The organism is Sphingomonas sp. LT1P40, from assembly GCF_036663835.1.
Classification (GTDB): Bacteria; Pseudomonadota; Alphaproteobacteria; order Sphingomonadales; family Sphingomonadaceae; genus Sphingomonas.
In genome coordinates this window covers 1,718,614-1,740,912 of record NZ_JAXOJT010000001.1, presented here as the reverse complement: position 1 = coordinate 1,740,912, position 22,299 = coordinate 1,718,614, and the positions used below count along the sequence as shown (strand labels likewise).

The window sequence follows — 22,299 nt, the reverse complement described above, 5'->3', positions numbered from 1 at the left end:
GACTAGCGGCGTCAGTAGCCCGCGTCGAGATCGACGATGTTGGTCATGGGGTTTCCGGCGACGAACGCGCGGGCATTGTCGAGGAACAGGGCGGCGGCGCGCATGAACATCTTCGTCTGTGAACGGCCGGAGAGGTGCATGGTGACGATGCAGTTGGGGGTGGTCCATAACGGATGATCGGCGGGCATCGGTTCGGGGTCGGTGACGTCGAGGAACGCGCCGCCGATGCGTCGTTTGGTCAGCGCTTCCATCAGCGCGGCCTGATCCACCATGTCACCGCGCGCGACGTTGATGAGCCATGCACCGGATTTCATCGCCGCGATTTCGTCCGCGCCGAAAAGGGTGGCGGTTTCGGCGGTGGAGGGGGCGGCGAGGACGATCCAGTTGTAATCGCCGATCCGTGCTCGCCACTCGTCGGGCGTCAGCGTGCCGTCGCGGCCCGATCGGGTGACGCCGGTAACATCGACGCCGAACGCGGCGAGCCGATCGCCGATCATCCGCCCAATGGTGCCATATCCGACGATCAGCGCTCTGGTCTCGAACAGTTCGACCTTGCCCGGCGCGTCGGTCAGCCATTCGCGGCGGTCCTGCGCGCGCACGACCTGGTCGAAGCGCTTGGCGGCGGTCAGCACGCCCATCACCGCATATTCGGCGACGGCGAGCGCGTTGATGCCGACGCCATTGGTCAGGATCGTGCCGCGCTGGCGCAGCAGGCCGGTGTCGAACGCGTCGATCCCGGCATAGATGGTGGAGAGCCATTTGAGGCGCTCGCCCTGCGCGGCGATCTCGCCGGTCCATCCGGGGCGCTGCATATCGACCCAGGCGATGTCGGCATCGGTGATGAGGGCGATGGCCTCCTCACGGCTGGTAAACCAATGAGCCTGAATTTCCGGCGGCAGGCCCGGTTCGATCAGCGGACGGGCGAGGGCGGGGAGGACGGCTTTCATAGCTCGATCCGCCAGTCCCAGCCCAGCGGATCGCCGTCCATCACCTCGACCCCCGCGCCCAGTAATTCGTCGCGGATTGCGTCGGACCGGGCGAAGTCCTTTGCCGCGCGGGCTTCCCTGCGTTCGGTCAGACGGGCTTCGATCTCGGTCTCGGTCACCAGCGCGTCGGCGGGGCGGACGCGCAGGTCGGCGCGGGTGAGGTCGAGTAGGTCGAGCCCGAGAACTTCGCCGAACTGGGCGAGAGCGATCAGTCGTGCTTCCGTGCCGAGTTGCTTGTCTGCGAGCAGTTCCTCAAGCGCCGGCAGTGCCCGGGGCGTGTTGAGATCGTCGGACACGGCGGCGTCGAGGCGTTCGAGATAGTTGCCGGCATCGCCAGCGCCCATACCTTCGGCGTTGCGGAATTTCTCGGCAGCAAGAACGAGGCGGCGCAGGCGGGTGAGCGCGGCCGTGAGGTTTTCTGTGCTGAATTCCAACTCGCTGCGGTAATGCGCGCTGAGGCACATCAGGCGGTAGGCCAGCGGATGCACGCCTTTTGCCACCAGCGCATCGAGCGTGGCGATGCCGCCCTTTGACTTCGACATTTTCCCGCCGCGATCAACGAGAAAGTTGTTGTGCATCCAGAAACGCGCACCGCTGTCGCCACAGCCGCAATGCGCCTGATTCTGTGCGATCTCGTTCACATGGTGGATTTCGCGGTGGTCGATACCGCCGGTATGGATGTCGAACGGCAGGCCGAGCAGTTCCGCGCTCATCACCGAGCATTCCAGGTGCCAGCCGGGTGCGCCGCGACCCCAAGGGGAATCCCATTCCATCTGTCGCGTCTCACCCGCCGGGGTGGTGCGCCAGATCGCGAAATCCTGTGGGTGGCGCTTGCCGTCGACGCTTTCGATCCGGCCTTCGCGCTCGTCGTCCTGACTGCCGGAGAGCTTGCCGTAGTCGGGGACGCTGGTGCTGTCGAAATAGAGGCCGCTGTCGAGCTGGTAGCAATTGGCCTCGGCAAAGCCCTCCGCAAACGCGATCATCTTTGCGACGTAATCGGTGGCGAGCGGCATGTGGTCGGGCGTGCGGATGTTGAGGTCGCGCAGATTGCGGCGGAAGACATCGGCGTAATGACGCGAAATGTCCCACGCGCTCTGCCCGCGCTGCTTCGCCGCCGCCTCCATCTTGTCCTCGCCCGCGTCGGCGTCGGACGTCAGATGGCCGACATCGGTGATGTTGAGAACGTGGGTGAGCTTGTGACCCTTCCAGCGCAGCACGCGGCTCAGCGTGTCGGTAAAGACATAGGCGCGCAGGTTGCCGAGATGCGGGTCGCTATACACGGTCGGGCCGCAGGAATAGACGCGCGCGCCCTTGTCGGGGTCGATCGGCTCGAACGGTTCGAGGCTACGCGTGAGTGAATTGTAAAGGGTAAGGGGTGCGCCGGTCATAAGGGCGCAATAGCGCGGCGGAGGCGGCGGTCAAACCGCCTCCGCGCAAAGCGCTATGCCGCGAGCGGCGCGAAGGGTTGCGGCTTGTGGCTGACGCGGAACAGGCCTGCGCCGAACGTGCCGCCGGTGTTGATTGGCAATGCGGTGGCGCAGAAGGCGCACTCGGCCGTCATCCGTCCGATCATCCAGTGCGATTGGCCGCAGCCGGGGCATACATTCTGCTCGCCGGGGCGAAAGGCCACGCGATAACCGCTGTTGACGGCGGTGAAGGGGGTCTTGTCGTAATACATCGTTTCGTCTCCAGACTTGCTCCTTTCGACGCGCGGAATCGGGTTTTGTTCCGATCGCGTTTCGAGTCTGGGCTGAGCCTGTTGCCGATGTGCAACGGTTTTAGAGAACGAACTACCGACGGATTCGGTCGAGCACGGCATAGGCCATGACCGCCGTGGCGACGGCGGCGTTGAGGCTGTCGGCCTTGCCCAGCATCGGGATTTTCACGCGGACGTCGCACGCTTCGGCATAAGCGGACGGCAGCCCCTGTGCCTCGTTGCCGGTGAGCAGGAATACCGGTGCGGCAAAGTCAGGCGTGCGATAGTCCACGGCGCCTTCCAATGCGAGGCCGACCAACTGGCCGGGACCGGCGCGGAGCCAGTCGTGGAATTCCTCCCATGGCGCGCGGGCGATGGGGATGGTGAACAATGCCCCCATGCTGGCGCGCACAGCCTCGACGCTGAATGGATCGACGCACTGGTCGATCAGGATCAGCCCGCCCGCGCCAACGGCATCTGCGGTGCGCAGGATGGTGCCGAGATTGCCGGGATCGCGCAGCCGCTCCGCGACCAGCCAGATCGGCGCGGTGCTGCGGTCAAGCCGCGCAAGATCGGTCGGAAACTCGCGATAGACGCCGACGACGGCACCGGGATTGTCCTTGCCCGATAGTTTGGAGAGGATGTCGGCATCGGTCGCAATCGCCTCACCCCCCGCTGCCTCGGTCTCGGCGATCAGGGCAGCGGCGAGTTCGTGGGTCTCATGCCCTTTGGCGAAGAACAGATAGTCTGGAAGGATGCCCGTCTCGCGCGCCTCGGTCAGGATGCGCAGACCCTCGGCCAGAAACAGCCCCTCGTCGCGGCGATGCTTCTTGTCGCGGAGCGAGCGGACGCGCTTGACCAGCGGGTTGGAGAAGGCGGTTATTTCGCGGGGCAAGGCATGAGTCCAAGATGTTCGACGAACGGATCGAAGTCGCGGTCGGAATAGAGCAGTGGGATGTTGTCGACGATGCAACGCGTGGCGATCAGCGTGTCGATGGTCTTGCGAATGGTGATGCCGCGACGGCGCAGCGAGCGGAAGTTCTGGGCCGCCTTCAAGGCGACCTGCGATCCACCAATCACCACCGATGGTTGGCGGATCATCAGACGCCGTGCCTTCTCGAACTCCAGATCACTCGTAAAGCCGCGAAGCACCTCCGTCAGGATGAGGTCGCCGACGGCCAGGTCCTTCGTATCCAGCATGCGATCAAGCTGATCGGTATGCGCGGTCACAGACCCGCGAAAATAATCAATCCAGATGCTGGAATCGACAAGGATCATCAGTCGAGACGCATCGTCTCAAGGTCACCTTCCCACGATGTGAGTTTGCCGCGATACTTTCTGATTTCCTGCTGATTGTGAAACCGGATCATCGTGCGGAGCGCTTCCTCTACCGCCTCACGCTTCGTTTTAGCGCCGGAAGCCTCCATGGCCTTGGCCATCAACTCGTCGTCGATTACAATGTTGGTGCGCATGATGTGTATCCTTCTGGCATTTGATACACATAGCGACAAAGGTTGGCAGACTCAATCCTCCCCAAACCGGTCCTCGACCAGTTCGACCAGCGTCAGCACCGCAGCTTCGGCGCCGTCGCCTGCCGCGCTGATCGTGATCGTGTCGCCCATCGCCGCGCCCAGCATCATCAGGCCCATGATCGACGTGCCGGTGACCGAATTACCGTCCTTCTCCACGGTCAGTTCGACCGGCTGAGTCGAGGCGAGGGTGACGAATTTGGCGCTGGCGCGGGCATGCAGGCCGCGGCGGTTGCCGATCAGGACGGTGCGACTGGTACGACTCAAGCGGCGGCCTCCCCCAAAACTTCGGATGCGACGGTGATGTATTTACGGCCCGCCTCGCGCGCAGCGGCGACGGCTTCGGCGACCTTCATCGTCTTGCGTGCGCCGCCCAGCCGGATCAGCATGGGCAGGTTAATGCCCGCAATCACCTCGACCTTGCCCGCGTCCATCAGCGAGATGGCGAGGTTCGAGGGCGTACCGCCGAACAGGTCGGTCAGCACGATCACGCCGCGCCCGGCATCGACTTCGGCGATGGCTGCGGCGATGTCGGCGCGCCGACCCTCCATATCGTCCTCGGGGCCGATCGAGATGGTGGCAATGCGCTCCTGCTTGCCGACCACATGCTCCATCGCGACGACGAACTCTTCCGCGAGCCGCCCGTGCGTCACGAGTACCAGACCGATCATTCCAAAACTTGTCCCATGCGGTTCATCTTGCAGCCGGCGGGCCTTCTAGCGAGTCCTGCGGCGCGGTCTGCAAGTCACGATGCGCCACCGTGGGCGAAAATCCGGCATCGCGCAACCGTGCCGCGACGCGCCCGGCGACATGCACCGACCGGTGTCTCCCCCCGGTACAGCCAAAGGCGATGGTAACATAGGATTTCCCCTCCGCACGGTAACGCGGGATCAGCGTCACGAGCAGCTCCTCGATCCGTCTGACTGCATCGGCATAAGCCGGGTCGCCGGCGACATAATCGGCGACGTCCTTGTCCTTGCCGGTGCCGGGACGCAGCGAATCGACCCAGTGCGGATTGCGCAGGAAACGCATGTCGAACACCAGATCGGCATTGGCGGGCAGGCCGCGCGCAAAGCCGAACGACATCACCGACAGGGTGGGTTCACCAAGGCCCGGACCGGAAAACGTCGCGCGAATTTTCTGCGCCAGCTCGTTGCCGGACAGGTTCGTGGTGTCGATCAGCCGGTTGGCCCAGCGGCGTAGCGGTTCGAGCAGCTCACGTTCGCGCGCGATGCCGTCGCCGGCCGGACGATCCTGCGCCAGCGGGTGGCGACGGCGCGTCTCGCTGTAGCGGCGTTCGAGTTCGGCACCGGCGCAATCGAGGTATAGCGTGCCGAGATCGTAACCGCGGTCGTCGCGCAGTTTCTTGATGCGGCGCACGATGCTGTCGGCGTCGAAGGCGCGGGTGCGCGTGCCGATGCCGATCGCCAGCGGGCGGTCGTCGCCGTCACCCTCGGGCGGGTCGGTGTCGAGCAGGCGGTTGAGCAACAGGAGCGGCAGGTTGTCTACCACCTCCCACCCCAGATCCTCCAGCGTGCGTAACACGGTGGACTTGCCCGCGCCGGACATGCCGGTGACGAGCAGGATTTGTTTGGCCCTCTTGCTCACGCTGTAGGCCCGTTGAAGTGCCGCAGCGCGAGTTCGACCTTGATCGGGGCCGAGGGTTCGAGCGCGGCGAGCGCGACTTCGGGGATATCGACGCCCGCGATGCGGCGTTTGCGCGGCCCCTCGGGCATGCGCGGCGGGGTTTCGAGGATGGTGACGAACAACGCGATCGGCGCGCGCGGCTCGTGCGGCATGTCGATCAGGCCGATGCCGCGCACCTCGATCTTGCCCGCGATATTCATCGGCGGCGTGCCGTGAAGGACGCCGTTCGAGCGTGTGCAGATGGTGTAGTCGTCGGACACCAGCACCGCGCCGCGATCGATCAGCCGCAGCGCCAGATCGGACTTGCCCTCGCCCGATCGCCCCTCGATCAACACGGCGCGACCGTCGATCGCAACGCAGGATGCATGCAGGGTTTCGGAGGAAATTTCAGCCAACGCGATACTCCGGCTTAGCTTGGCTGAACCAGCGGAAGGTGGACCACGAAGCGCGCGCCGCGCATCCGGTCTTCCCGCGATTCGACGCCGATCATGCCCTGATGGCCTTCGACGATGGTGCGCGCGATGGCAAGCCCCAGCCCCGAATGCCGTCCGAACGCTTCGCCCTCCGGTCGCACCGAATGGAAGCGGCGGAACACCGCTTCGCGCGCTTCTTCCGGCACGCCCGGCCCTTCATCCTCGACACGGATTTCGATCATCTCGTCATCGGTAGTGAGCGCGAGGGTGACGAGGCCATCGTCGGGGGAAAAGGAGATGGCGTTTTCGATTAGATTCTCGAACACGCGCTCCAGCCGGGCACCTTCGCCCATCACGCGCGGGATCGCGCCGTTCGGGCGGTCGAAGCGCAAACGGACGCCACGTTCCACGCCGCGTTCGATGCGTTGCCCGATCAACCCGTCGAGCATCGCCGCCAGATCGACGGGGTCGAAATGCGCGCGGCTGAGCTGCGCGTCGAGGCGCGACGCCTCCGAAATATCGCTGATAAGCCGGTCGAGCCGGTGGACATCGTCGCGCACGATGGCGAGCAGGCGCTCCTGCAATTCGGGATCGCGCACGCTGGTCAGGCTCTCGACCGCGGAACGCAGCGAGGCAAGCGGGTTTTTGAGTTCATGCGTCAGGTCGGCCGCAAACGCCTCAGTCGCGTCGATGCGCGCGCGCAGCGCGAGGCTCATGTCGGACAGCGATCGCGCAAGCAGCCCGATCTCGTCGCGCCGTTCCGGCAGGCGCGGCACGACGACTTCGCGCGCACGCCCCAGCCGCACGCGGACGGCGGCGCGGGCGAGGCGGCGCAGCGGGCGGACGATGGTGCGGGCAAGGAATAGCGAAAGGAAGATCGACAGGCCCATCACCACCGCCAGCACGACGCTCAGGCGAAAGCGTTCGATCCGCACGGTTTGCGTGATGTCGCGGGCATTGTCGGTGGTGAACACCGCGCCTTCCGGGCCATAGGGCGCAGCAGCGGTGATGACCGGGGTGCGATCCGGCGCGCGCCACACGCTGGCGCTCGCTTCGCCGGTGCGCAGCGTCGTCGCCAGATCGGGCCAGTCGCGGCCCTTGTCCGCCGCACGCTCGCGGAATTGCGGTGCGCGATCGGCACCCGCCACGGTATCGATGATGGCGTCCAGAAAGCGCGCGGCGCTCTGGTTCCACGGATCCTTGTCCGGATCGCGCAACACGACATTGTTGAGCCCCAATGCGCGGGTGTCGAGTGTCAGGCGGCCGTTGCGGTCATACAGCCGTATCCGCACGCCTGCTTCACTGGCGATGCGCAAGACCATGGCGTTGCGGTCGGCGGGCGGCGTGATTGCCACCGCCTGCGCGATCAGCCGCGCCTCGCGTGCCGCCTGTTCGACCTTGTCATCGACGATCCGCGCGCGAAAACTGTCGAGATAGAAGAACCCCCCCGCCAGCATCGCCAGCGCGAAGATGTTGACCGCCAGGATACGCGGCGTGAGGCTGAGCCGTGCGGACCAGCGGAGCGCGAGTTCGCGCTCACTCTTCGGAGAATCGGTATCCGGCGCCATAAAGTGTCTCGATGGCGTCGAACACGGGATCGACCTGCCGGAATTTGCGGCGCACGCGTTTGATATGGCTGTCGATGGTGCGGTCATCGACGTAAATGTCGTCCTGATACGCCGCATCCATCAACTGGTTGCGCGTCTTGACGATGCCGGGGCGCTGGGCGAGCGTTTCGAGGATCATGAACTCGGTGACGGTCAGCGTCACATTGTCGCCTTTCCATGTCACCTTGTGCCGCGCCGGGTCCATCGTCAGCGCACCACGTTCGAGTATAGGCTGCGGCTCCTCACCCGATTCTTCGCCAACGGGCACGGCCAGCGCTTCAGTCCGGCGCAGGATCGCGCGGATGCGCGCGATCAGCAGCCGCTGGCTGAACGGCTTGGCGATATAATCGTCCGCGCCCATCGCCAGACCCAGCGCCTCGTCCAGCTCGTCGTCCTTGCTGGTCAGGAAGATCACCGGGATCGCGCTTTTCTCACGCAACCGGCGGAGCAGTTCCAGCCCGTCCATCTTCGGCATCTTGATGTCGAGCACGGCGAGGTCGGGGGCATTGTCAAGCAACGCCTTCAGCGCGGCCTCGCCATCCGAATAGACACGGGTGACGAAGCCCTCCGCCTGCAACGCGATCGACACTGAGGTCAGGATGTTGCGGTCGTCATCGACCAGCGCAATCGTTGCGGTCATGGGCCGGGACTAGCCGAATGCGCGACAAGGCTCAACCATGCGGCTGACCGTTGCGAATCGGCCAAGGATGCACCCGTCAAATTCATCGCGCGATCAATACTTGCCCCAGAGCGTGACACGTCAACGTTGTCTATGGAATTGAATCGGTTAGCGCGGTTTGTGACACCGGTTACTGCCATTGACCCCTCATTTCACGGGTGCCTATGCGAGACTCATGAGATGAGATTGCTATGTCACAAACCTTTTTTGGAAGTGTGGCAGGTGGGGAGATGGAAATGACTGACCGCACGCCGACGATCGGCCTCGACGCGCTGCGCGTGTCCAACGACACCGCCGTTCACTGGAACCTGTTGCCCGCGCAACTGGTCGAGCTTGCGCTGAAGCGCGGGGAGGGACGGCTGGCCAAGGACGGTCCGTTGGTCGTCGAAACCGGCAAGCACACCGGGCGCAGCGCAAAGGACAAGTTCATCGTCCGCGATGCCGAAACCGAGAACAGCGTATGGTGGGGCGATACCAATCGCGGCATGACACCCGATCATTTCGCCGCGCTGAAGGCCGATTTCATCGCGCATCTGGGGACGAAGGACACGCTGTTCGTGCAGGATCTGTACGGCGGGTCGCAGCCCGAGCACCGCGTCAATGTGCGCGTTGTCACCGAATTCGCGTGGCACAGCCAGTTCATTCGCACCTTGCTCGTCCGCCCGGAGGAGAGCGAACTGGCCGGATTCGAGCACCAATATACCATCATCGACCTGCCCAGCTTCCGCGCCGATCCAGCGAAACACGGCTGCCGCAGCGAGACGGTGATCGCGGTCAATTTCACCGAGAAGCTGATCCTGATCGGCGGCACCGCCTATGCCGGCGAGATGAAGAAGAGTGTGTTCGGCCTGCTCAACTACCTGTTGCCGGTCGACGGCATAATGCCGATGCACTGTTCGGCCAATATCGGTCCGAACGGCGACACGGCGGTGTTCTTCGGCCTGTCCGGCACCGGCAAGACCACGCTGTCGGCCGATGCCAGCCGCACGCTGATCGGCGATGACGAACATGGCTGGTCGGACACCGCGGTCTTCAATTTCGAGGGCGGCTGCTATGCCAAGATGATCAACCTGTCGGCGGAGGCCGAGCCGGAGATTTTCGCCACCACTAAGCGGTTCGGCACGGTGCTGGAAAATGTCGTGATGGACGAGATTACGCGGGAGCTGGATTTCGACGACAATACGCTCGCCGAGAACAGCCGCGGTTCCTACCCGCTGGAATTCATCCCGAACACGTCGGAAAAGAATCTTGGCCCGGTACCGCACAACATCATCTTTCTGACCGCCGACGCCTATGGCGTGCTCCCGCCGATCGCCAAGCTGACGCCGGAACAGGCGATGTATCACTTCCTGTCGGGCTACACCGCGCGCGTCGCCGGGACCGAGATTGGCGTGACCGAACCGTCGGCGACTTTCTCGACCTGTTTCGGCGCACCGTTCATGCCGCGCCACCCGTCGGTCTATGGCAATTTGCTCAAGTCGCGCATCGCCAAGGGTGGGGTGGATTGCTGGCTGGTCAACACCGGTTGGAGCGGGGGCAAGGCGACGATGCCGGGGATCAGGCGCATGCCGATCCGCGTGACCCGTGCGCTGCTCAACGCCGCGCTGGACGGCAGCCTGAACAATGCCGAATTCCGCCGCGATCCCAATTTCGGGTTCATGGTGCCGGTCGAAGTGGCGGGCGTCGATCCCGACATGCTCGATCCACGCGCGGCCTGGGCGAACAAGGCCGAATATGATGTGACCGCCGCGAAACTGGTCGACGAATTCGTCGCCAATTTCGCGCAATTCGCCGAGCATGTCGACGAAGGTGTGCGGCAAGCGGCACCGAGAAACAGGATAGCCGCCTGAATTGCCCGGTCATCGATCGGGTCTCCCATGAGAAAGCCCGATCGATGACCGACCATTCTATCCGCCTCTTCCCCGACGACCACGCCGTCGCCCATGTCGGCGAGGGGTTGCTCGCGCGCACCCTACCGCGCGTCGAATGGACGCATGAGGCGCATCTGGCGTCGTGCCTGTGGCTGCTGAGCGAGCGGCCCGATATCGATGTGGATGCGCAGATCGGCGGGATCATCTCGGCCTATAATGCGAGTGTCGGCGGGGTGAATGACGACAATCAGGGCTATCACGATACGATCACGCATGCCTATGTCGCCGGCGTGCGCTGGTTTTTACGGCAAACGCTGGAGCCCGGGCTGGTGGCGCGGGTCAATGCGTTGCTGGCGGGTGAGGTCGGGCGGCGGGACTGGCCGTTGCGCTTTTACAGCCGTGAGTTGCTGTTCTCGGTCGCCGCGCGACGTGCATTCGTTGCGCCCGATCTTGCGCCATTGCCGTGACGCGGCTGGCAATTTCGGCGCGATCCCCTATATGCCAGTCACCGACCGGCAATCCATTCCGTAGGCGCCGGTGGCTGAGAGATTCGACATGCTCCCGCTTACGATACGGGAAGATTGTCGATGGACATCAACTATTTGCTATACCGCCATCAGGTTTCGCTGATGCGTTATGATGCGGCCGCCTGTGTCTCGTCGCGCCGCGCGCACCGCGATCTGGCGCATGGCTATGCCAGCCGGATCCGCGATCTTCAGGTGACGCTCGGTTCGGCCGGCACGCCGATGGTGGCAGCGGCTTGAGCGACGAGCCCGACAGCGCAGTACCGGGTACCTCCGAGCCCATCGGGGCCGAGGTTTCGGAGACCGAAAAGCCACGCACGCGGCAGTTCCGTCGCAAGTTCGACACGCCCCGGCTGTCGCCCGACGCCGTTGCGCGACAGGGACGCATCGCCACGATCGCGTGGGAGCGGCTGCGCGACAGTGCGGCGGTGGCAGCGTTCCTCAACACGCATGACGACACGCTCGACGCGCGCCCGATCGATGCGGCGATCCGCGACGATGCCGGGCTGGCGCAAGTGATCGCGCGTCTCGACGTACAGCATCCCATCGGATAGCCTGATCGCCGAACTTTCCAGCGAAGGAACGGCGATATGAGCATACTCGACAGCATTCTCGGTCAAGTGTCTGGAAACGCGACCGTCACCAACTTGGCGGCGAAGGTCGGCCTGTCGCCCGAGCATGTCGAATCGGCGATCCAGTCGCTGGCGCAGCAGCATCAGATGCAAGGCGACACCGCCGAAGGGACCGCAGCGGCCACCGGCCTGCCGATCGACAAGGTGCAAGAACTGATCGCGCAGATCGGCGGCGAAGGCTCGCTCGGCAAATTTGCGGGCATGATCCAGCAGGACGGCGCGGGCGGCATCATGGGCATGCTCGACCGCGACGGTGACGGCAATCCGCTCAACGACCTCACCGGGCTGGCGTCCGGCTTCTTCGGCAAGAAGTAAGGCTTTTAGTGCCGCCCGCTTGACAGCAAGCGGGCGGCGCGGCCATTCACGGCCGATGGGGACCAGCGATCTCCCCATGAGGCGTCAGCCAAAGTGTCGCGTCCGAACGATCTTCAAGGACGCACCATGCCTGCACCAGACACCATATCCCCAACTACGCTTGCCCGCCTGATTGGCACGCCCGCCGCGCCGTCGCTGATCGACGTGCGCGCGCCCGGTGCCGACGCGCGCATCCCCGGTGCGACGCGCCGTTTGCCCGGCGAAGGGCGCGCGGTGGTGATCGACGAGACTGGCGGCGCGGCGGCGCACGCCGCTGCCGCGCGGTTGCGGTACGATGGCATCGCTGCCGAGGCACTGGAGGGGGGACATGCCGGATGGGCGGCGGCGGGACTGCCGCTGGTGCCGGAGGCGGCGCTGGTGCGCGACGGCGCGGACCGGACCCTGTGGGTCACGCGCAGCCGTCCGAAGGTCGATCGTATCGCCTGTCCGTGGCTGATCCGCCGCTTCGTCGATCCCCATGCCGTGATCCTGTTCGTCGCGCCCGGCGAAGTCGCGGCGGTGGCGGCCGAGACGGGCGCGGCGGCGTTCGACGTGGTGGGAGAAGGCGTGCGCTGGACGCATGAAGGCGATCTCTGCACCTTCGATGCGATGATCGACGGGTTGGGCCTGTCCGCGATCGCGGCGCTGGAGGCACTCGCGCCGATCGTGCGGGGTGCTGACACCGCACGGCCCGATATCGCACCGGAAGCGGCGGGGTTGCTCGCCATATCGCTCGGCCTGTCGCGGCTGCATGCCGACGATCATGTGCAGCTGGAGGCGGGGATGGCGATGTATGACGCGCTGTTCCGCTGGGCGCGCGATGCGCGCGACGAGAAGCATGACTGGACCTCGCACCAGCCGCGCGGAGCCAAGGCGTGAGCGCGGTGGCACCGGTCTCGCTGGGCGAGGCGACGCGGGTGTGGCTGCGGATCGCGGCGCTGTCGTTCGGCGGCCCGGCCGGACAGATCGCGGTGATGCATCGCATCCTGGTCGACGAGAAGCGCTGGATCGGGGAGCAGCGCTTCCTCCACGCGCTCAATTTCTGCATGCTGTTGCCGGGGCCGGAGGCGCAGCAGCTGGCGACCTATATCGGCTGGCTGCTGCACAAGCGCGTCGGCGGGCTGATCGCGGGCGGCCTTTTCATCCTGCCCGGTGCGGTGGCGATCATGGCGCTGAGCTGGATCTATGTTCTGTACGGCACCAGCGGCGTGGTCGCGGGCCTGTTCCTGGGGCTGAAGGCGGCGGTGCTGGCGATCGTGTTGCAAGCGGTGATCCGCATCGGCGGGCGCGCGCTGAAGTCCAACGCGGCGAAGTTGCTCGCGGCGGCGGCGTTCCTGCTGATCTTTTTTCTGGACGTACCGTTCCCGGTGATCGTGCTGGGCGCGGCGGTGATCGGGTGGCTGGCGGGGCGTCGCGGAAGCCATGCCTTTGCTGGCGGCGGGCATGGTGGCGGCGGGGCGGGCGTCGCCGATGCCGATACGCTGCTGGGCGCGGACCTGCCCGATCATGCGCGGCCGCGCTGGCGGGGCGTGTTGTTCGACGTCAGTTTGTGGCTGGCGTTGTGGCTGTTGCCGATCGCCGCATTGCTGATCGCGTTCGGCCCCGATCATGTCTTCAGCCAGATCGCGATCTTCTTTGCCAAGATGGCGATGGTGACGTTCGGCGGGGCCTATGCCGTGCTCGCCTATGTCGCGCAGCAGGCGGTGGAAAATTATGGCTGGCTGAAACCGGGCGAGATGCTCGACGGGCTGGGCATGGCGGAAACAACGCCGGGGCCGCTCATCATGGTGCTGCAATTCGTCGGCTTTCTCGGCGCGTATCGCGATCCGGGGATACTGTCGCCGCTGATGGCGGGGACGCTGGGCGGGCTGCTGGCGACCTGGGTGACGTTCGCGCCATGCTTCCTGTGGATATTTCTGGGCGCGCCGTTCATCGAGCGGATGCGCGGGAATGCAGCGCTGGCGGGCGCGCTGTCGGCGATCACGGCGGCGGTGGTGGGGGTGATCCTGAACCTTGCCTTGTGGTTCGCGATTCACGCCGTGTTCCGGCAAGTCGTGCCGGTGGTGGCGGGGCCGGTGCGGTTCGACCTGCCGGTGCTGACGAGCATCGATCCGTGGACGGCGGTGCTGACGCTGGCGGCGATCGTCGCGGTGTTTCGGTTGAAGCTTGGGGTGTTCACGGTGCTGGCGCTGGCGGCGGGTGCGGGGGTGGCACTGCGGCTGGCGGGGCTGGCGTAGCCGAACCCTACCCCGTCACCCCCGCGAAGGCGGGGGTGACGGTGGTGTATTACGCCTTCCGCGCCGCGATATGGCGGTCGATGACATGCTCCAGCACGGTCAGCGGGACGCTGCCGCCCAGTACCACGGCGTCGTTGAACGCCCTGAAATCGTAACGGCTGCCCAGCGCCTTTTGCGTCTTGGTGCGCAGCGTGTTGATCTGGGTGTGGCCCAGCTTGTAGCCGCACGCCTGACCCGGCCATGAGCAGTAACGATCGACCTCGCCGCTGACTTCCTCGACCGACGATCCGTTGGACGTGGCGAACCAGTCGATCGCCTGCGCGCGGGTCCATTTCTTGGAATGCAGCCCGGTGTCCACTACCAGTCGGCACGCGCGGAAGGCGAGGGACTGGAGATAGCCCAGCCGCCCGACCGGGCTTTCGGCATAGGCACCCAGCTCCGCGCCAAGCTGTTCGGCATAGAGCGCCCAGCCCTCGGTATAGGCGTTGAACGAGAGCAGCGAGCGGACCAGCGGGAGCTTGAACGTATATTCGCCCTGCCACGCATGGCCGGGGATGCCTTCGTGATAGGCGAGGGTGGCGAGGCCGAACTTGCTGTGCAGATGCGTGGTGCGCAGGTTCAGCCACACCCGGCCCGGCGTCGATCCGTCGATCGCCCCCGCGCCGCCATAGGCACCCGGTGCCCCCGGCTCCTCGGCCAGTGGCAGGCGTTTCACCTCGACATTGCCCTTCACCAGCGTGTGAAACGCCTGTGGCATCTTCGCGCGCATGTCCTGAATCGTCTTGGTCATATAGGCGAGGATTTCGGCGCGGCCCGCATCATTGTCCGGATAGAGGTAGCGCTCGTCCTTGCCCAACGCAGTCATGCGCTCGCCGACGGTGCCCTTGCTGAACCCTTCCTTCTTTAGGATGACGTCCATCTCCGACTGGAGCATTTTCAGCTCCTCCAGACCCGTCTTGTGGACCTGATCCGGCGTCAGCGTCGTGGTGGTCGCTGCGTGCAAGGCCCAGGCGTAATAGGCCTCGCCATCCGGGAATTTCCACACGCCCGCGTCGCTGGTCGCCTTGGCGCGATGGCGCTTCAACTCCTCGATCTGGCGTTCCAGCGCGGGGGCGATCTTGCCCGCCGCGATCTTCGCCGCCTCCGCCGCTTCGGTCCCGCTGACGACATATTGGTTGGTGAAGTTGCTGACGATCTCCCACTTGCCGGCATCGCTGCCGCGGGTCAGCGCGATTTGCTTCAGGCATTTGTCGAGCAGGAAATCGGGGGCGATGACGCCCTTGTCATGAGCGATCTTTAACCGCTCGGTCTCGCCATCCAGCTGTCCGGCATAGGCGTCGAAGCGCGTGAGCCAGCTGGCGGCGTCGGCGGTTTTCTCGACCTTATGCTCGTTATCTAGGAAGCGCGGCGTGTCGAGATAGCCGCCGACATTCTGCACGACGACATAAGGTGCGTTGCGCCACCCGCCGACCGCGACATCGCCATAACCGAAAGCAAAGCCGTCGATCGCGTTCTCGAACGCGGTGCGCACGGCATCGACATTGGTTTGCATCACCGGGCTGAGCGATTTCGGGTCAAGTGCCTTGAGTTCGGCGACGCGCGCGCGCAGGCCGGCGGCGACCTTTTCCTTGCCCGCGATGCTGCGATTTTCCAGCGCCGAGCGTAGATGTGCGCGCTCGCCCTTGTCGATCCCCAGCTGCGTTGCGCTTTCGGGCACATCGATCAGCAATTGTTCGGCCGACGCGGCGAGCAGCTTTTCCGCCGCTGCATCGCCGGGCGACGCGGTCTGGCCAAAGGCACAGCCGGGAAGGAGCGGCAGCGTCGCCAGCGTGGTGGTGGAGGCGAGAAACTGGCGGCGGGTGGGATGCATGGGAACTCCGAACAACAGGGAGGTGATGACAATCCGTCTCTACGAGAGGGCGTTCAACTCGGCAAATCCGCGCTGACGAGCCGGATCAATAAACGGCGCCGACATCCCATCCGGTCAGCGTGAGAAGGGCCAGCCCGACCTCCCGCACCGGACCCGCATCGGGGCTCTGCCTGTCAATAAAGCGATATCCGTTGGCACCGCCGGTCTCGATGATCCATTGCGCTCCATCCATTTGGGAGATGCAGGGAGGTGACGCGTGTGTGAAAGGATCCGCACGCGACCAGAGTTGGCTCAACGCGGCGACCTCTGCCCGGGTTAGCTTACGTTCGATCCGCCGGCTGAGCGGCCCCGGTGAATAGCCTCCCCGTCCGGCCAATTCAGTCGCCACAAGACGCTGCTTCGACGAACCCCAGCCTTCGACGCGGACGAACACCGGCGCATGAAATGAACGCAGCCAAGTGAAGCGGAGTGTCACGGCACCCGATTTCGAGGGCGTCAAAAGCGAGGGTTCATTCGCTGCCTTCAACTGCTGCGAATACCATGACTTGCTGAAATCACTGACGGGCTTTGCCTTGCCCCGCGCGCATGCCGGGCTGACAAGATCAGGCGGGAAATAGCCGCTATCGGGACTAGCAGCGGGAGATGTCGGCGGCTGCTGCCCAAGCGCGAGCAGCGCAAGCATCGGCAACAGCCCCCACAAGGTCATTCTGTTATCGCCTTCACCACCTCGACGACCACCACCCCCCCGCGCACTTCGACGATGCGCGCCTTCTCACCGGCGGCTACGTCCGGTCCCTGCGCTGGCCATTCGCCATCGCCCACGCGCACCCGGCCAGTGCCGTCGGCAATCGCATCGACCACCGTCACAGACTGCCCGATCATGCGGGCGGCGCGATTGTTGAGGTCGGGGTCGCTGCTCGGCACGGGGTTGGCACCATACCAGCGTTTTCCGACCGCGACCGCCACCGTGGACCAGGCGGCGAAGCTGATGAACTGGCCGATCGAGCCGAGTTCGGGAAAGAAGATCGCCAGCACGCCGGTCGCCGCCGCACCCAGCGCGAGGAAGGTGAGATAGACGCCGGGCAGCAGCAGTTCGCAAATCGCGAACAGCGCCGCGACGATCAGCCAGATGAAACCGGCCTGTTCGCTCCAGTTCATTCGCCCTCCTGCGTCTGCTTGAAGGGTGATTGCACGCGGGCAGGCTTGGTTGGGGCGGGGGGATCGGTGCGGTTGTTGCCCAGCGCCTCCCGCGCCAGCTCGCCGATGCCGCCCAGCGTGCCGATCAGCTGCGTCGCCTCGACCGGGAACAGGATCGTCTTGGCATTGGGCGACGTTGCGAATTTGCCGACCGCTTCGACATATTTCTGTGCGATGAAGTAATTGAGTGCCTGGCCCGATCCGGCCTCGACCGCGTTGCTGACCAGTTCGGTCGCCTTGGCTTCGGCCTCGGCGGCGCGTTCGCGCGCTTCGGAGTCGCGGAAGGCAGATTCCTTGCGACCCTCGGCCTCCAGGATGCGGGCCTGTTTCTGGCCCTCGGCGCGCAGGATTTCGGATGCGCGCGAACCCTCGGCTTCGAGGATGTTGGCGCGCTTTTCACGCTCGGCCTTCATTTGGCGACCCATCGCGTTGACGATGTCGGCGGGCGGGCGGATGTCCTTGATCTCGACGCGGGTGATCTTCACGCCCCACGGTGTCGTCGCGTGATCTACCACATTGAGCAGGCGGGCGTTGATCTCATCACGCTTCGACAGCGTTTCGTCGAGGTCCATGCTGCCCATCACCGTGCGCAAATTCGTCGTCGTCAGCTGAAGCAGCGCCACATAGAGGTCGCTGACCTCGTAAGCGGCCTTGGCGGCATCCAGCACCTGGAAGAACACCACCCCGTCGGTGGAGATCATCGCATTGTCCTTGGTGATGATTTCCTGACCCGGAATGTCGATCACCTGCTCCATCATGTTCACCTTGCGGCCGACGCGATAGAAGAATGCGGGGTAGAGGTTGAACCCCGGCTGCGCGACGGTGGTGAAGCGGCCGAAATGCTCGATCGTGTAGTGATAGCCCTGCCGCACGATCTTGATGCTGGCGAACAGGTACATCAGCACGAGCAGCATCCCGATGAAGAATGCGCCGATCGTGAGTTCCATGCCATATCCCCTCGAATTATCCGCCCGATCCTAGCATAGAGCGGGAATGAGCAAAGTCATTTACGCCGCCCCGCGCACCGCGTTGTTCCTGCCCGCATCCAACCCGCGCGCGATCGAAAAGGCGCGCGGGCTGGCGGCGGACATGATTATCCTCGATCTGGAGGATGCGGTGAAGGCCGAGGACAAGGAGGCCGCGCGGGAGGCGGCAAAGGCGGCGGCGGGGATGTTCGGCGACCGCCCCGTCGGCATCCGCGTGAACGCCGAGGACAGCGATCACCATAAAGCGGATCTGAAGGCGGTAAAGCGATCCGCCGCGACCCATGTCATCGTCCCAAAGGTCGAAAAGGCCGATACGGTGATCAAGGCCGGCTATCGCTCGGGAAAGCCGGTTCTGGCGATGATCGAAACCGCTGCGGGGGTGATGAATGTCGGCACGATCGCCAGCGTGGAATCAAGCGGTTGGGGCACGCAGATGGCGGGACTGATCGTGGGGACCAACGACCTTGCCGCATCGCTGAAGCTGCCGCCCGCTGCTGGCCGCGCGCAAATGGCGCTGGCGCTGCAGCTGGTCGTGCTGGCGGCGCGCGGGCGGGAGATCTGGGCGCTGGACGGGGTGTTCAATCGGCTGGACGATGCCGAGGGACTCGCGGCGGAATGCGCCGAGGGGCGCTTGCTGGGCTTCGACGGCAAATCGCTGATCCACCCGAACCAGATCGACATCGCCCGCGCGGCGTTCGATCCGACCGAGGCGGAACTGGAGGAGGCGCGCGCGCTGATCGCGGCGGCGAGCGGCGGGGCTGAGCGATATAAGGACGCAATGATCGAGGAGATGCACGTCGATCAGGCGAAAGCGTTGCTGGCGCGGGCAGGGACTGGGGCTTGAAGCGCTATCTCTTCGTCTGCAGCCAGAACCGGCTGCGAAGTCCGACTGCCGAGCAGATATTTTCAAGCCGCGACGGGATTGAGGTAAGCTCGGCAGGGATGAACCATGACGCCGAAAATCCGATCACGCCCGAACTGATCGAGTGGGCGGACACCATCTTTGTGATGGAGCGTCAGCATCGCAACAAGCTGCAGAAACGGTTTCGGCCATCGCTGAAGGACAAGCGTATCGTCTGCCTCGATATCCCGGACGATTACGAGTTCATGGACCCGGATTTGATCAGATTGCTGGAGGCGCGCCTTGCCCGCCATATGCCGGCAACTTCTCCCGCCCCCTAGCGCATTCCACCCCTCGCGGTTACATGGCACGCCAACCTCCGACTCAGGACAGTGGCGCACCTATGGATATCCCCCTCGGCCTAACCTTCGATGACGTCCTGCTTTATCCGGGGGAGTCCGAGGTGCTACCGAGCATGGCGGATACCAGCACCTATGTGACCAAGTCACTGGCGCTCAGCATCCCGATCCTGTCGTCGGCGATGGACACGGTGACCGAGGCGGACATGGCGATCGTCATGGCGCAGCTGGGCGGGATGGGCGTGCTCCACCGCAACATGGAGGTGCATGAGCAGGTCGAAGCGGTGCGGCTGGTCAAGCGCTTCGAGAGTGGAATGGTGGTCAATCCGATCACGATCCGCGCCACCGGCACGCTGGCCGAGGCACAGGCGTTGATGACCCGCCACAAGATCAGCGGCATTCCGGTGACCGAGGATGGCGGCAAGCTGGTCGGCATCCTCACCAACCGCGACGTCCGCTTCGCCGAGAACCCGCGCCAGCCGGTCAGCGAGCTGATGACGCACGAGAACCTCGCGACCGTCTCGGTCGGGGTGGGGCAGGAGGAGGCTCGGCGCCTGCTCCATGCACGGCGGATCGAGAAGCTGCTGGTTGTGGATGAGGCCTATCGCTGCGTCGGCCTGATCACGGTCAAGGATATCGAGAAGGCGGTCAATTATCCCAACGCGACCAAGGACGGCACCGGCCGCCTGTGCGTCGCGGCGGCGACGACCGTCGGTGACAAGGGGTTCGAGCGGACCGAGGCGTTGGTCGATGCCGAGGTCGACCTGATCGTGATCGACACCGCGCATGGCCATAACAAGGATGTCGCGCGCGCGGTGGAGCGGGTGAAGAAGCTGTCCAACCGTGTCCAGGTCATCGCGGGCAATGTGGCGACCGGAGAGGCGACCAAGTCGTTGATCGGCGCGGGTGCGGACGGGGTGAAGGTCGGCATCGGTCCGGGATCGATCTGCACGACGCGCGTCGTCGCCGGTGTCGGCGTGCCGCAGCTCACCGCCGTGATGGATGCGGCGAACGAAGCCGCCAAGTCGGGCGTGCCGGTGATCGCCGATGGGGGCCTGCGCACCTCGGGCGATCTGGCCAAGGCGCTGGCGGCGGGGGCATCGACCTGCATGGTCGGATCGCTGCTGGCCGGGACCGAGGAAGCGCCGGGCGAGACGTTCCTGTATCAGGGGCGGGCGTACAAGTCGTATCGCGGCATGGGTTCGGTCGGCGCGATGGGCCGCGGCTCCGCCGACCGTTATTTCCAGGGCGATATCAAGGATCAGCTGAAACTGGTGCCCGAGGGGATCGAAGGGCAGGTCGCATTCAAGGGACCGGCGCGCGACGTGATCCACCAGCTGGTCGGCGGGATCAAGGCGGCGATGGGCTATACCGGATCGGCGACGATCCCCGACTTGCAAAAGAAGGGACGCTTCGTGCGGATCACGGGGGCCGGACTGCGTGAGAGCCATGTGCATGACGTCACGATCACGCGGGAAGCACCGAATTACCCGACGCGGTAGGGTGAGGGCGGCGCTTTATGGCGCGATAACATTACACCGATTTCCCCGTCACCCCGGGCTTGACCCGGGGTCCCGCTAATGACCACCGGTCGAAGAAGCGGGACCCCGGGTCAAGCCCGGGGTGACGAAGTTTGTTCAAGCTGAAGTCATCATAGTCTTAACCGACGCAGCGGCCTGACGATTACTTCTTCCGATTCTTCCGCGCAGCGTAACGCGCGTCGCGTGCAGCCTTGCGCGCGGATTCCAGCGCAGCGGCGTCGATGACCGGCATCGACGATGCAGCGCGTTCGGCCGCAGCCTTGGCTTCGGCGGCTTCCTCTGCGGCGATGCGCTTGGCTTCGGCGGCTTCTTCGCGCGCACGCTTGACGGCTTCGCGCTTTTCGGCGGCGGCGGCTTCGCGTTCGGCGGCCCGGGCGGCGCGTGCGGCCACTTCAGCGGGGTCGATCGGCGGTTTCGCCTTTAGTTTGGCAAGGGCCTTTTCCCGAGCTTTTGCGGCGAGTGCCGTACGTTCGTTGAAACTCGGTTCTTTATACGCTGCCATATGTTCGTTCTCCTGCCGCTTACGGCTGACCCAAACGGGTCCGTGCGCGGGTTACTGTACCGGTGATGACCTTCGACCCATAGGCCTTGGTGATGATCGCCGTATCATCCATGTTGTTCATGACAACACGCGTTCCGCCTGAAGACAGGCTCTCGATCGCGCTGATCGGCACGTTGCGCTTGGCGCAGGTGGCGGTCACATGTTCTGGTGTTGCGTTGATATTGATCGCTCTGGACATGGAAATCTCCGGTCGCAAGAGGGGGGCAAGAAAAGGGGGCGCCCTTTCGGACACCCCCCAATCTGTTTTAGCGCTTATGCGCTCTGAAGGTTGACAGCCGAGGTCTTGCCACGACGATCGGTTTCCAGCTCGTACGAAACGCGCTGGTCCTTATCGAGGGTGTTCATGCCCGCACGCTCGACAGCCGAGATGTGCACGAACGCGTCGCCGCTGCCGTCTTCCGGTGCGATGAAGCCATAGCCCTTGTCAGGATTGAAGAATTTTACGGTTCCGGTGATCATGATGGGTATCCTTTGTCCCATGTATGACGGGCATGCGCCAACAGCGGCGCATCCCGGCTTCGGTGAGGCAAGAAAGGGACAAAGAGGAGCCCGGAGGCCCAAATATCCGTCGCAGGCGACGTCAGCGATGACTGTATAGCGCAGATCGCCGCAAAAGTGAAGCGCGCGTTTCGCGCCGCCTTTTGCCGCGGATATTTGTCTAGACATATTGGCGCGATCGCCTGCGACACGCGCCTGCCCCTCGACCTTGTTTTCGACGCATTGCGCTCATATTCGGCGACTCGCTCTCCCGCGCCTGTTCATGCCGAG

The 22,299-nt window shown here is 64.6% G+C and carries 29 protein-coding genes; 10 read left to right on the top strand and 19 right to left on the bottom strand.

The genetic code is table 11. The annotated features are described in order from the left end of the window. Nucleotides 1-11 precede the first annotated feature (11 nt). From U1702_RS08675 to U1702_RS08620, 12 genes are all read right to left on the bottom strand, one after another. Nucleotides 12-947 (bottom strand): D-2-hydroxyacid dehydrogenase, encoded by a 936-nt coding sequence (locus U1702_RS08675; protein WP_332723612.1) that lies wholly within the window; start codon nucleotides 945-947, stop codon nucleotides 12-14. Next, nucleotides 944-2,374, bottom strand: a complete 1,431-nt coding sequence (cysS, locus tag U1702_RS08670) for a cysteine--tRNA ligase (protein ID WP_332723611.1) — start codon at nucleotides 2,372-2,374, stop codon at nucleotides 944-946. The genes U1702_RS08675 and cysS overlap by 4 nt, the downstream gene beginning before the upstream one ends. 53 nt (nucleotides 2,375-2,427) lie before the next feature. Continuing rightward, on the bottom strand, nucleotides 2,428-2,664 hold the full coding sequence (locus tag U1702_RS08665; protein ID WP_332723610.1) for a hypothetical protein: 237 nt from the start codon (nucleotides 2,662-2,664) through the stop codon (nucleotides 2,428-2,430). Nucleotides 2,665-2,776: 112 nt separating this feature from the next. Then, a complete protein-coding gene (locus U1702_RS08660) occupies nucleotides 2,777-3,577 on the bottom strand; it encodes a TrmH family RNA methyltransferase (protein ID WP_332723609.1) in 801 nt (266 codons plus the stop codon). Next, complete coding sequence (gene vapC, locus U1702_RS08655) at nucleotides 3,562-3,960, bottom strand: type II toxin-antitoxin system VapC family toxin (protein WP_332723608.1); 399 nt, start codon at nucleotides 3,958-3,960, stop codon at nucleotides 3,562-3,564. Before vapC ends, U1702_RS08660 begins: the two co-directional genes overlap by 16 nt. After that, nucleotides 3,960-4,154, bottom strand: coding sequence for a type II toxin-antitoxin system VapB family antitoxin (locus tag U1702_RS08650; RefSeq protein WP_332723607.1), 195 nt, complete (start codon nucleotides 4,152-4,154; stop codon nucleotides 3,960-3,962). Before U1702_RS08650 ends, vapC begins: the two co-directional genes overlap by 1 nt. 51 nt (nucleotides 4,155-4,205) lie before the next feature. Then, complete coding sequence (locus U1702_RS08645; protein ID WP_332723606.1) at nucleotides 4,206-4,478, bottom strand: HPr family phosphocarrier protein; 273 nt, start codon at nucleotides 4,476-4,478, stop codon at nucleotides 4,206-4,208. Continuing rightward, nucleotides 4,475-4,882 (bottom strand): PTS sugar transporter subunit IIA, encoded by a 408-nt coding sequence (locus U1702_RS08640; RefSeq protein WP_332723605.1) that lies wholly within the window; start codon nucleotides 4,880-4,882, stop codon nucleotides 4,475-4,477. The genes U1702_RS08645 and U1702_RS08640 overlap by 4 nt, the downstream gene beginning before the upstream one ends. A 22-nt stretch (nucleotides 4,883-4,904) precedes the next feature. Further along, entirely contained in the window at nucleotides 4,905-5,819 is a 915-nt protein-coding gene (rapZ, locus tag U1702_RS08635) for an RNase adapter RapZ (protein WP_332723604.1), read from the bottom strand. Then, nucleotides 5,816-6,259, bottom strand: coding sequence for an HPr kinase/phosphorylase (locus U1702_RS08630; RefSeq protein ID WP_332724662.1), 444 nt, complete (start codon nucleotides 6,257-6,259; stop codon nucleotides 5,816-5,818). The genes rapZ and U1702_RS08630 overlap by 4 nt, the downstream gene beginning before the upstream one ends. Before the next feature lie 8 nt (nucleotides 6,260-6,267). After that, a complete protein-coding gene (locus U1702_RS08625) occupies nucleotides 6,268-7,839 on the bottom strand; it encodes a stimulus-sensing domain-containing protein (protein ID WP_332723603.1) in 1,572 nt (523 codons plus the stop codon). Further along, entirely contained in the window at nucleotides 7,808-8,518 is a 711-nt protein-coding gene (locus tag U1702_RS08620) for a response regulator transcription factor (RefSeq protein WP_332723602.1), read from the bottom strand. Before U1702_RS08620 ends, U1702_RS08625 begins: the two co-directional genes overlap by 32 nt. A 275-nt stretch (nucleotides 8,519-8,793) precedes the next feature. Between U1702_RS08620 and U1702_RS08615 the strand changes: the two genes are divergently transcribed. The 7 genes from U1702_RS08615 (at nucleotide 8,794) to chrA (ending at nucleotide 14,175) form a co-directional block, all read left to right on the top strand. Further along, nucleotides 8,794-10,407 carry a phosphoenolpyruvate carboxykinase gene (locus U1702_RS08615; RefSeq protein WP_332723601.1) on the top strand — a complete coding sequence of 538 codons (1,614 nt, stop codon included), beginning with the start codon at nucleotides 8,794-8,796 and terminating at the stop codon, nucleotides 10,405-10,407. A 44-nt stretch (nucleotides 10,408-10,451) separates the two neighbouring features. Continuing rightward, the gene (locus U1702_RS08610) at nucleotides 10,452-10,895 is read left to right on the top strand and encodes a hypothetical protein (RefSeq protein ID WP_332723600.1); all 444 of its coding nucleotides are present in this window, start codon (nucleotides 10,452-10,454) and stop codon (nucleotides 10,893-10,895) included. A gap of 120 nt (nucleotides 10,896-11,015) precedes the next feature. Beyond that, nucleotides 11,016-11,192 carry a hypothetical protein gene (locus U1702_RS08605; RefSeq protein WP_332723599.1) on the top strand — a complete coding sequence of 59 codons (177 nt, stop codon included), beginning with the start codon at nucleotides 11,016-11,018 and terminating at the stop codon, nucleotides 11,190-11,192. Further along, complete coding sequence (locus U1702_RS08600) at nucleotides 11,189-11,506, top strand: hypothetical protein (protein ID WP_332723598.1); 318 nt, start codon at nucleotides 11,189-11,191, stop codon at nucleotides 11,504-11,506. The genes U1702_RS08605 and U1702_RS08600 overlap by 4 nt, the downstream gene beginning before the upstream one ends. A 36-nt stretch (nucleotides 11,507-11,542) precedes the next feature. Next, nucleotides 11,543-11,899, top strand: coding sequence for a hypothetical protein (locus U1702_RS08595; protein WP_332723597.1), 357 nt, complete (start codon nucleotides 11,543-11,545; stop codon nucleotides 11,897-11,899). Nucleotides 11,900-12,025: 126 nt separating this feature from the next. Further along, a complete protein-coding gene (locus U1702_RS08590) occupies nucleotides 12,026-12,817 on the top strand; it encodes a chromate resistance protein ChrB domain-containing protein (protein ID WP_332723596.1) in 792 nt (263 codons plus the stop codon). Continuing rightward, a complete protein-coding gene (gene chrA, locus U1702_RS08585) occupies nucleotides 12,814-14,175 on the top strand; it encodes a chromate efflux transporter (protein ID WP_332723595.1) in 1,362 nt (453 codons plus the stop codon). Before U1702_RS08590 ends, chrA begins: the two co-directional genes overlap by 4 nt. Before the next feature lie 49 nt (nucleotides 14,176-14,224). Here the strand turns inward: chrA and U1702_RS08580 are convergent, their stop codons facing one another. The 4 genes from U1702_RS08580 to U1702_RS08565 all read right to left on the bottom strand — a co-directional run bounded on the left by U1702_RS08580 (nucleotide 14,225) and on the right by U1702_RS08565 (nucleotide 18,189). Next, nucleotides 14,225-16,045, bottom strand: coding sequence for a DUF885 domain-containing protein (locus U1702_RS08580; RefSeq protein ID WP_332724660.1), 1,821 nt, complete (start codon nucleotides 16,043-16,045; stop codon nucleotides 14,225-14,227). An 85-nt stretch (nucleotides 16,046-16,130) separates the two neighbouring features. Then, nucleotides 16,131-16,751 carry a hypothetical protein gene (locus U1702_RS08575; protein ID WP_332723594.1) on the bottom strand — a complete coding sequence of 207 codons (621 nt, stop codon included), beginning with the start codon at nucleotides 16,749-16,751 and terminating at the stop codon, nucleotides 16,131-16,133. Continuing rightward, nucleotides 16,748-17,203, bottom strand: coding sequence for an NfeD family protein (locus tag U1702_RS08570; protein WP_332723593.1), 456 nt, complete (start codon nucleotides 17,201-17,203; stop codon nucleotides 16,748-16,750). Before U1702_RS08570 ends, U1702_RS08575 begins: the two co-directional genes overlap by 4 nt. Beyond that, nucleotides 17,200-18,189 carry an SPFH domain-containing protein gene (locus U1702_RS08565; RefSeq protein ID WP_332723592.1) on the bottom strand — a complete coding sequence of 330 codons (990 nt, stop codon included), beginning with the start codon at nucleotides 18,187-18,189 and terminating at the stop codon, nucleotides 17,200-17,202. The genes U1702_RS08570 and U1702_RS08565 overlap by 4 nt, the downstream gene beginning before the upstream one ends. Before the next feature lie 46 nt (nucleotides 18,190-18,235). Between U1702_RS08565 and U1702_RS08560 the strand changes: the two genes are divergently transcribed. From U1702_RS08560 to guaB, 3 genes are all read left to right on the top strand, one after another. Continuing rightward, nucleotides 18,236-19,072: an HpcH/HpaI aldolase/citrate lyase family protein gene (locus U1702_RS08560; RefSeq protein WP_332723591.1), complete on the top strand. Its 837-nt coding sequence runs from the start codon at nucleotides 18,236-18,238 to the stop codon at nucleotides 19,070-19,072. Next, nucleotides 19,069-19,410, top strand: coding sequence for a low molecular weight protein tyrosine phosphatase family protein (locus tag U1702_RS08555; RefSeq protein ID WP_332723590.1), 342 nt, complete (start codon nucleotides 19,069-19,071; stop codon nucleotides 19,408-19,410). Before U1702_RS08560 ends, U1702_RS08555 begins: the two co-directional genes overlap by 4 nt. 62 nt (nucleotides 19,411-19,472) lie before the next feature. Then, a complete protein-coding gene (gene guaB, locus U1702_RS08550; protein ID WP_332723589.1) occupies nucleotides 19,473-20,930 on the top strand; it encodes an IMP dehydrogenase in 1,458 nt (485 codons plus the stop codon). A 181-nt stretch (nucleotides 20,931-21,111) separates the two neighbouring features. Here guaB and U1702_RS08545 read toward each other — a convergent pair whose 3' ends face one another. From U1702_RS08545 to U1702_RS08535, 3 genes are all read right to left on the bottom strand, one after another. After that, on the bottom strand, nucleotides 21,112-21,471 hold the full coding sequence (locus U1702_RS08545; RefSeq protein WP_332723588.1) for a DUF6481 family protein: 360 nt from the start codon (nucleotides 21,469-21,471) through the stop codon (nucleotides 21,112-21,114). A 19-nt stretch (nucleotides 21,472-21,490) separates the two neighbouring features. After that, nucleotides 21,491-21,709 carry a hypothetical protein gene (locus U1702_RS08540; protein ID WP_332723587.1) on the bottom strand — a complete coding sequence of 73 codons (219 nt, stop codon included), beginning with the start codon at nucleotides 21,707-21,709 and terminating at the stop codon, nucleotides 21,491-21,493. Between the two features lie 74 nt (nucleotides 21,710-21,783). Beyond that, the gene (locus tag U1702_RS08535; RefSeq protein WP_332723586.1) at nucleotides 21,784-21,990 is read right to left on the bottom strand and encodes a cold-shock protein; all 207 of its coding nucleotides are present in this window, start codon (nucleotides 21,988-21,990) and stop codon (nucleotides 21,784-21,786) included. Nucleotides 21,991-22,299: the final 309 nt, after the last annotated feature.

What these genes read in the sequence shown, in the direction of transcription:
- U1702_RS08665 (WP_332723610.1), bottom strand. Translation starts at nt 2,664, where the DNA reads ATGTATTACGACAAGACCCCCTTCACCGCCGTCAACAGCGGTTATCGC.
- U1702_RS08625 (WP_332723603.1), bottom strand. Translation starts at nt 7,839, where the DNA reads ATGGCGCCGGATACCGATTCTCCGAAGAGTGAGCGCGAACTCGCGCTC.
- U1702_RS08570 (WP_332723593.1), bottom strand. Translation starts at nt 17,203, where the DNA reads ATGAACTGGAGCGAACAGGCCGGTTTCATCTGGCTGATCGTCGCGGCG.
- U1702_RS08540 (WP_332723587.1), bottom strand. Translation starts at nt 21,709, where the DNA reads ATGTCCAGAGCGATCAATATCAACGCAACACCAGAACATGTGACCGCC.
- U1702_RS08565 (WP_332723592.1), bottom strand. Translation starts at nt 18,189, where the DNA reads ATGGAACTCACGATCGGCGCATTCTTCATCGGGATGCTGCTCGTGCTG.
- U1702_RS08575 (WP_332723594.1), bottom strand. Translation starts at nt 16,751, where the DNA reads ATGACCTTGTGGGGGCTGTTGCCGATGCTTGCGCTGCTCGCGCTTGGG.
- U1702_RS08580 (WP_332724660.1), bottom strand. Translation starts at nt 16,045, where the DNA reads ATGCATCCCACCCGCCGCCAGTTTCTCGCCTCCACCACCACGCTGGCG.
- U1702_RS08620 (WP_332723602.1), bottom strand. Translation starts at nt 8,518, where the DNA reads ATGACCGCAACGATTGCGCTGGTCGATGACGACCGCAACATCCTGACC.
- U1702_RS08595 (WP_332723597.1), top strand. Translation starts at nt 11,543, where the DNA reads ATGAGCATACTCGACAGCATTCTCGGTCAAGTGTCTGGAAACGCGACC.
- guaB (WP_332723589.1), top strand. Translation starts at nt 19,473, where the DNA reads ATGGATATCCCCCTCGGCCTAACCTTCGATGACGTCCTGCTTTATCCG.
- U1702_RS08610 (WP_332723600.1), top strand. Translation starts at nt 10,452, where the DNA reads ATGACCGACCATTCTATCCGCCTCTTCCCCGACGACCACGCCGTCGCC.
- U1702_RS08640 (WP_332723605.1), bottom strand. Translation starts at nt 4,882, where the DNA reads ATGATCGGTCTGGTACTCGTGACGCACGGGCGGCTCGCGGAAGAGTTC.
- cysS (WP_332723611.1), bottom strand. Translation starts at nt 2,374, where the DNA reads ATGACCGGCGCACCCCTTACCCTTTACAATTCACTCACGCGTAGCCTC.
- U1702_RS08590 (WP_332723596.1), top strand. Translation starts at nt 12,026, where the DNA reads ATGCCTGCACCAGACACCATATCCCCAACTACGCTTGCCCGCCTGATT.
- vapC (WP_332723608.1), bottom strand. Translation starts at nt 3,960, where the DNA reads ATGATCCTTGTCGATTCCAGCATCTGGATTGATTATTTTCGCGGGTCT.
- U1702_RS08605 (WP_332723599.1), top strand. Translation starts at nt 11,016, where the DNA reads ATGGACATCAACTATTTGCTATACCGCCATCAGGTTTCGCTGATGCGT.
- U1702_RS08560 (WP_332723591.1), top strand. Translation starts at nt 18,236, where the DNA reads ATGAGCAAAGTCATTTACGCCGCCCCGCGCACCGCGTTGTTCCTGCCC.
- U1702_RS08615 (WP_332723601.1), top strand. Translation starts at nt 8,794, where the DNA reads ATGACTGACCGCACGCCGACGATCGGCCTCGACGCGCTGCGCGTGTCC.
- U1702_RS08545 (WP_332723588.1), bottom strand. Translation starts at nt 21,471, where the DNA reads ATGGCAGCGTATAAAGAACCGAGTTTCAACGAACGTACGGCACTCGCC.
- U1702_RS08675 (WP_332723612.1), bottom strand. Translation starts at nt 947, where the DNA reads ATGAAAGCCGTCCTCCCCGCCCTCGCCCGTCCGCTGATCGAACCGGGC.
- U1702_RS08650 (WP_332723607.1), bottom strand. Translation starts at nt 4,154, where the DNA reads ATGCGCACCAACATTGTAATCGACGACGAGTTGATGGCCAAGGCCATG.
- U1702_RS08535 (WP_332723586.1), bottom strand. Translation starts at nt 21,990, where the DNA reads ATGATCACCGGAACCGTAAAATTCTTCAATCCTGACAAGGGCTATGGC.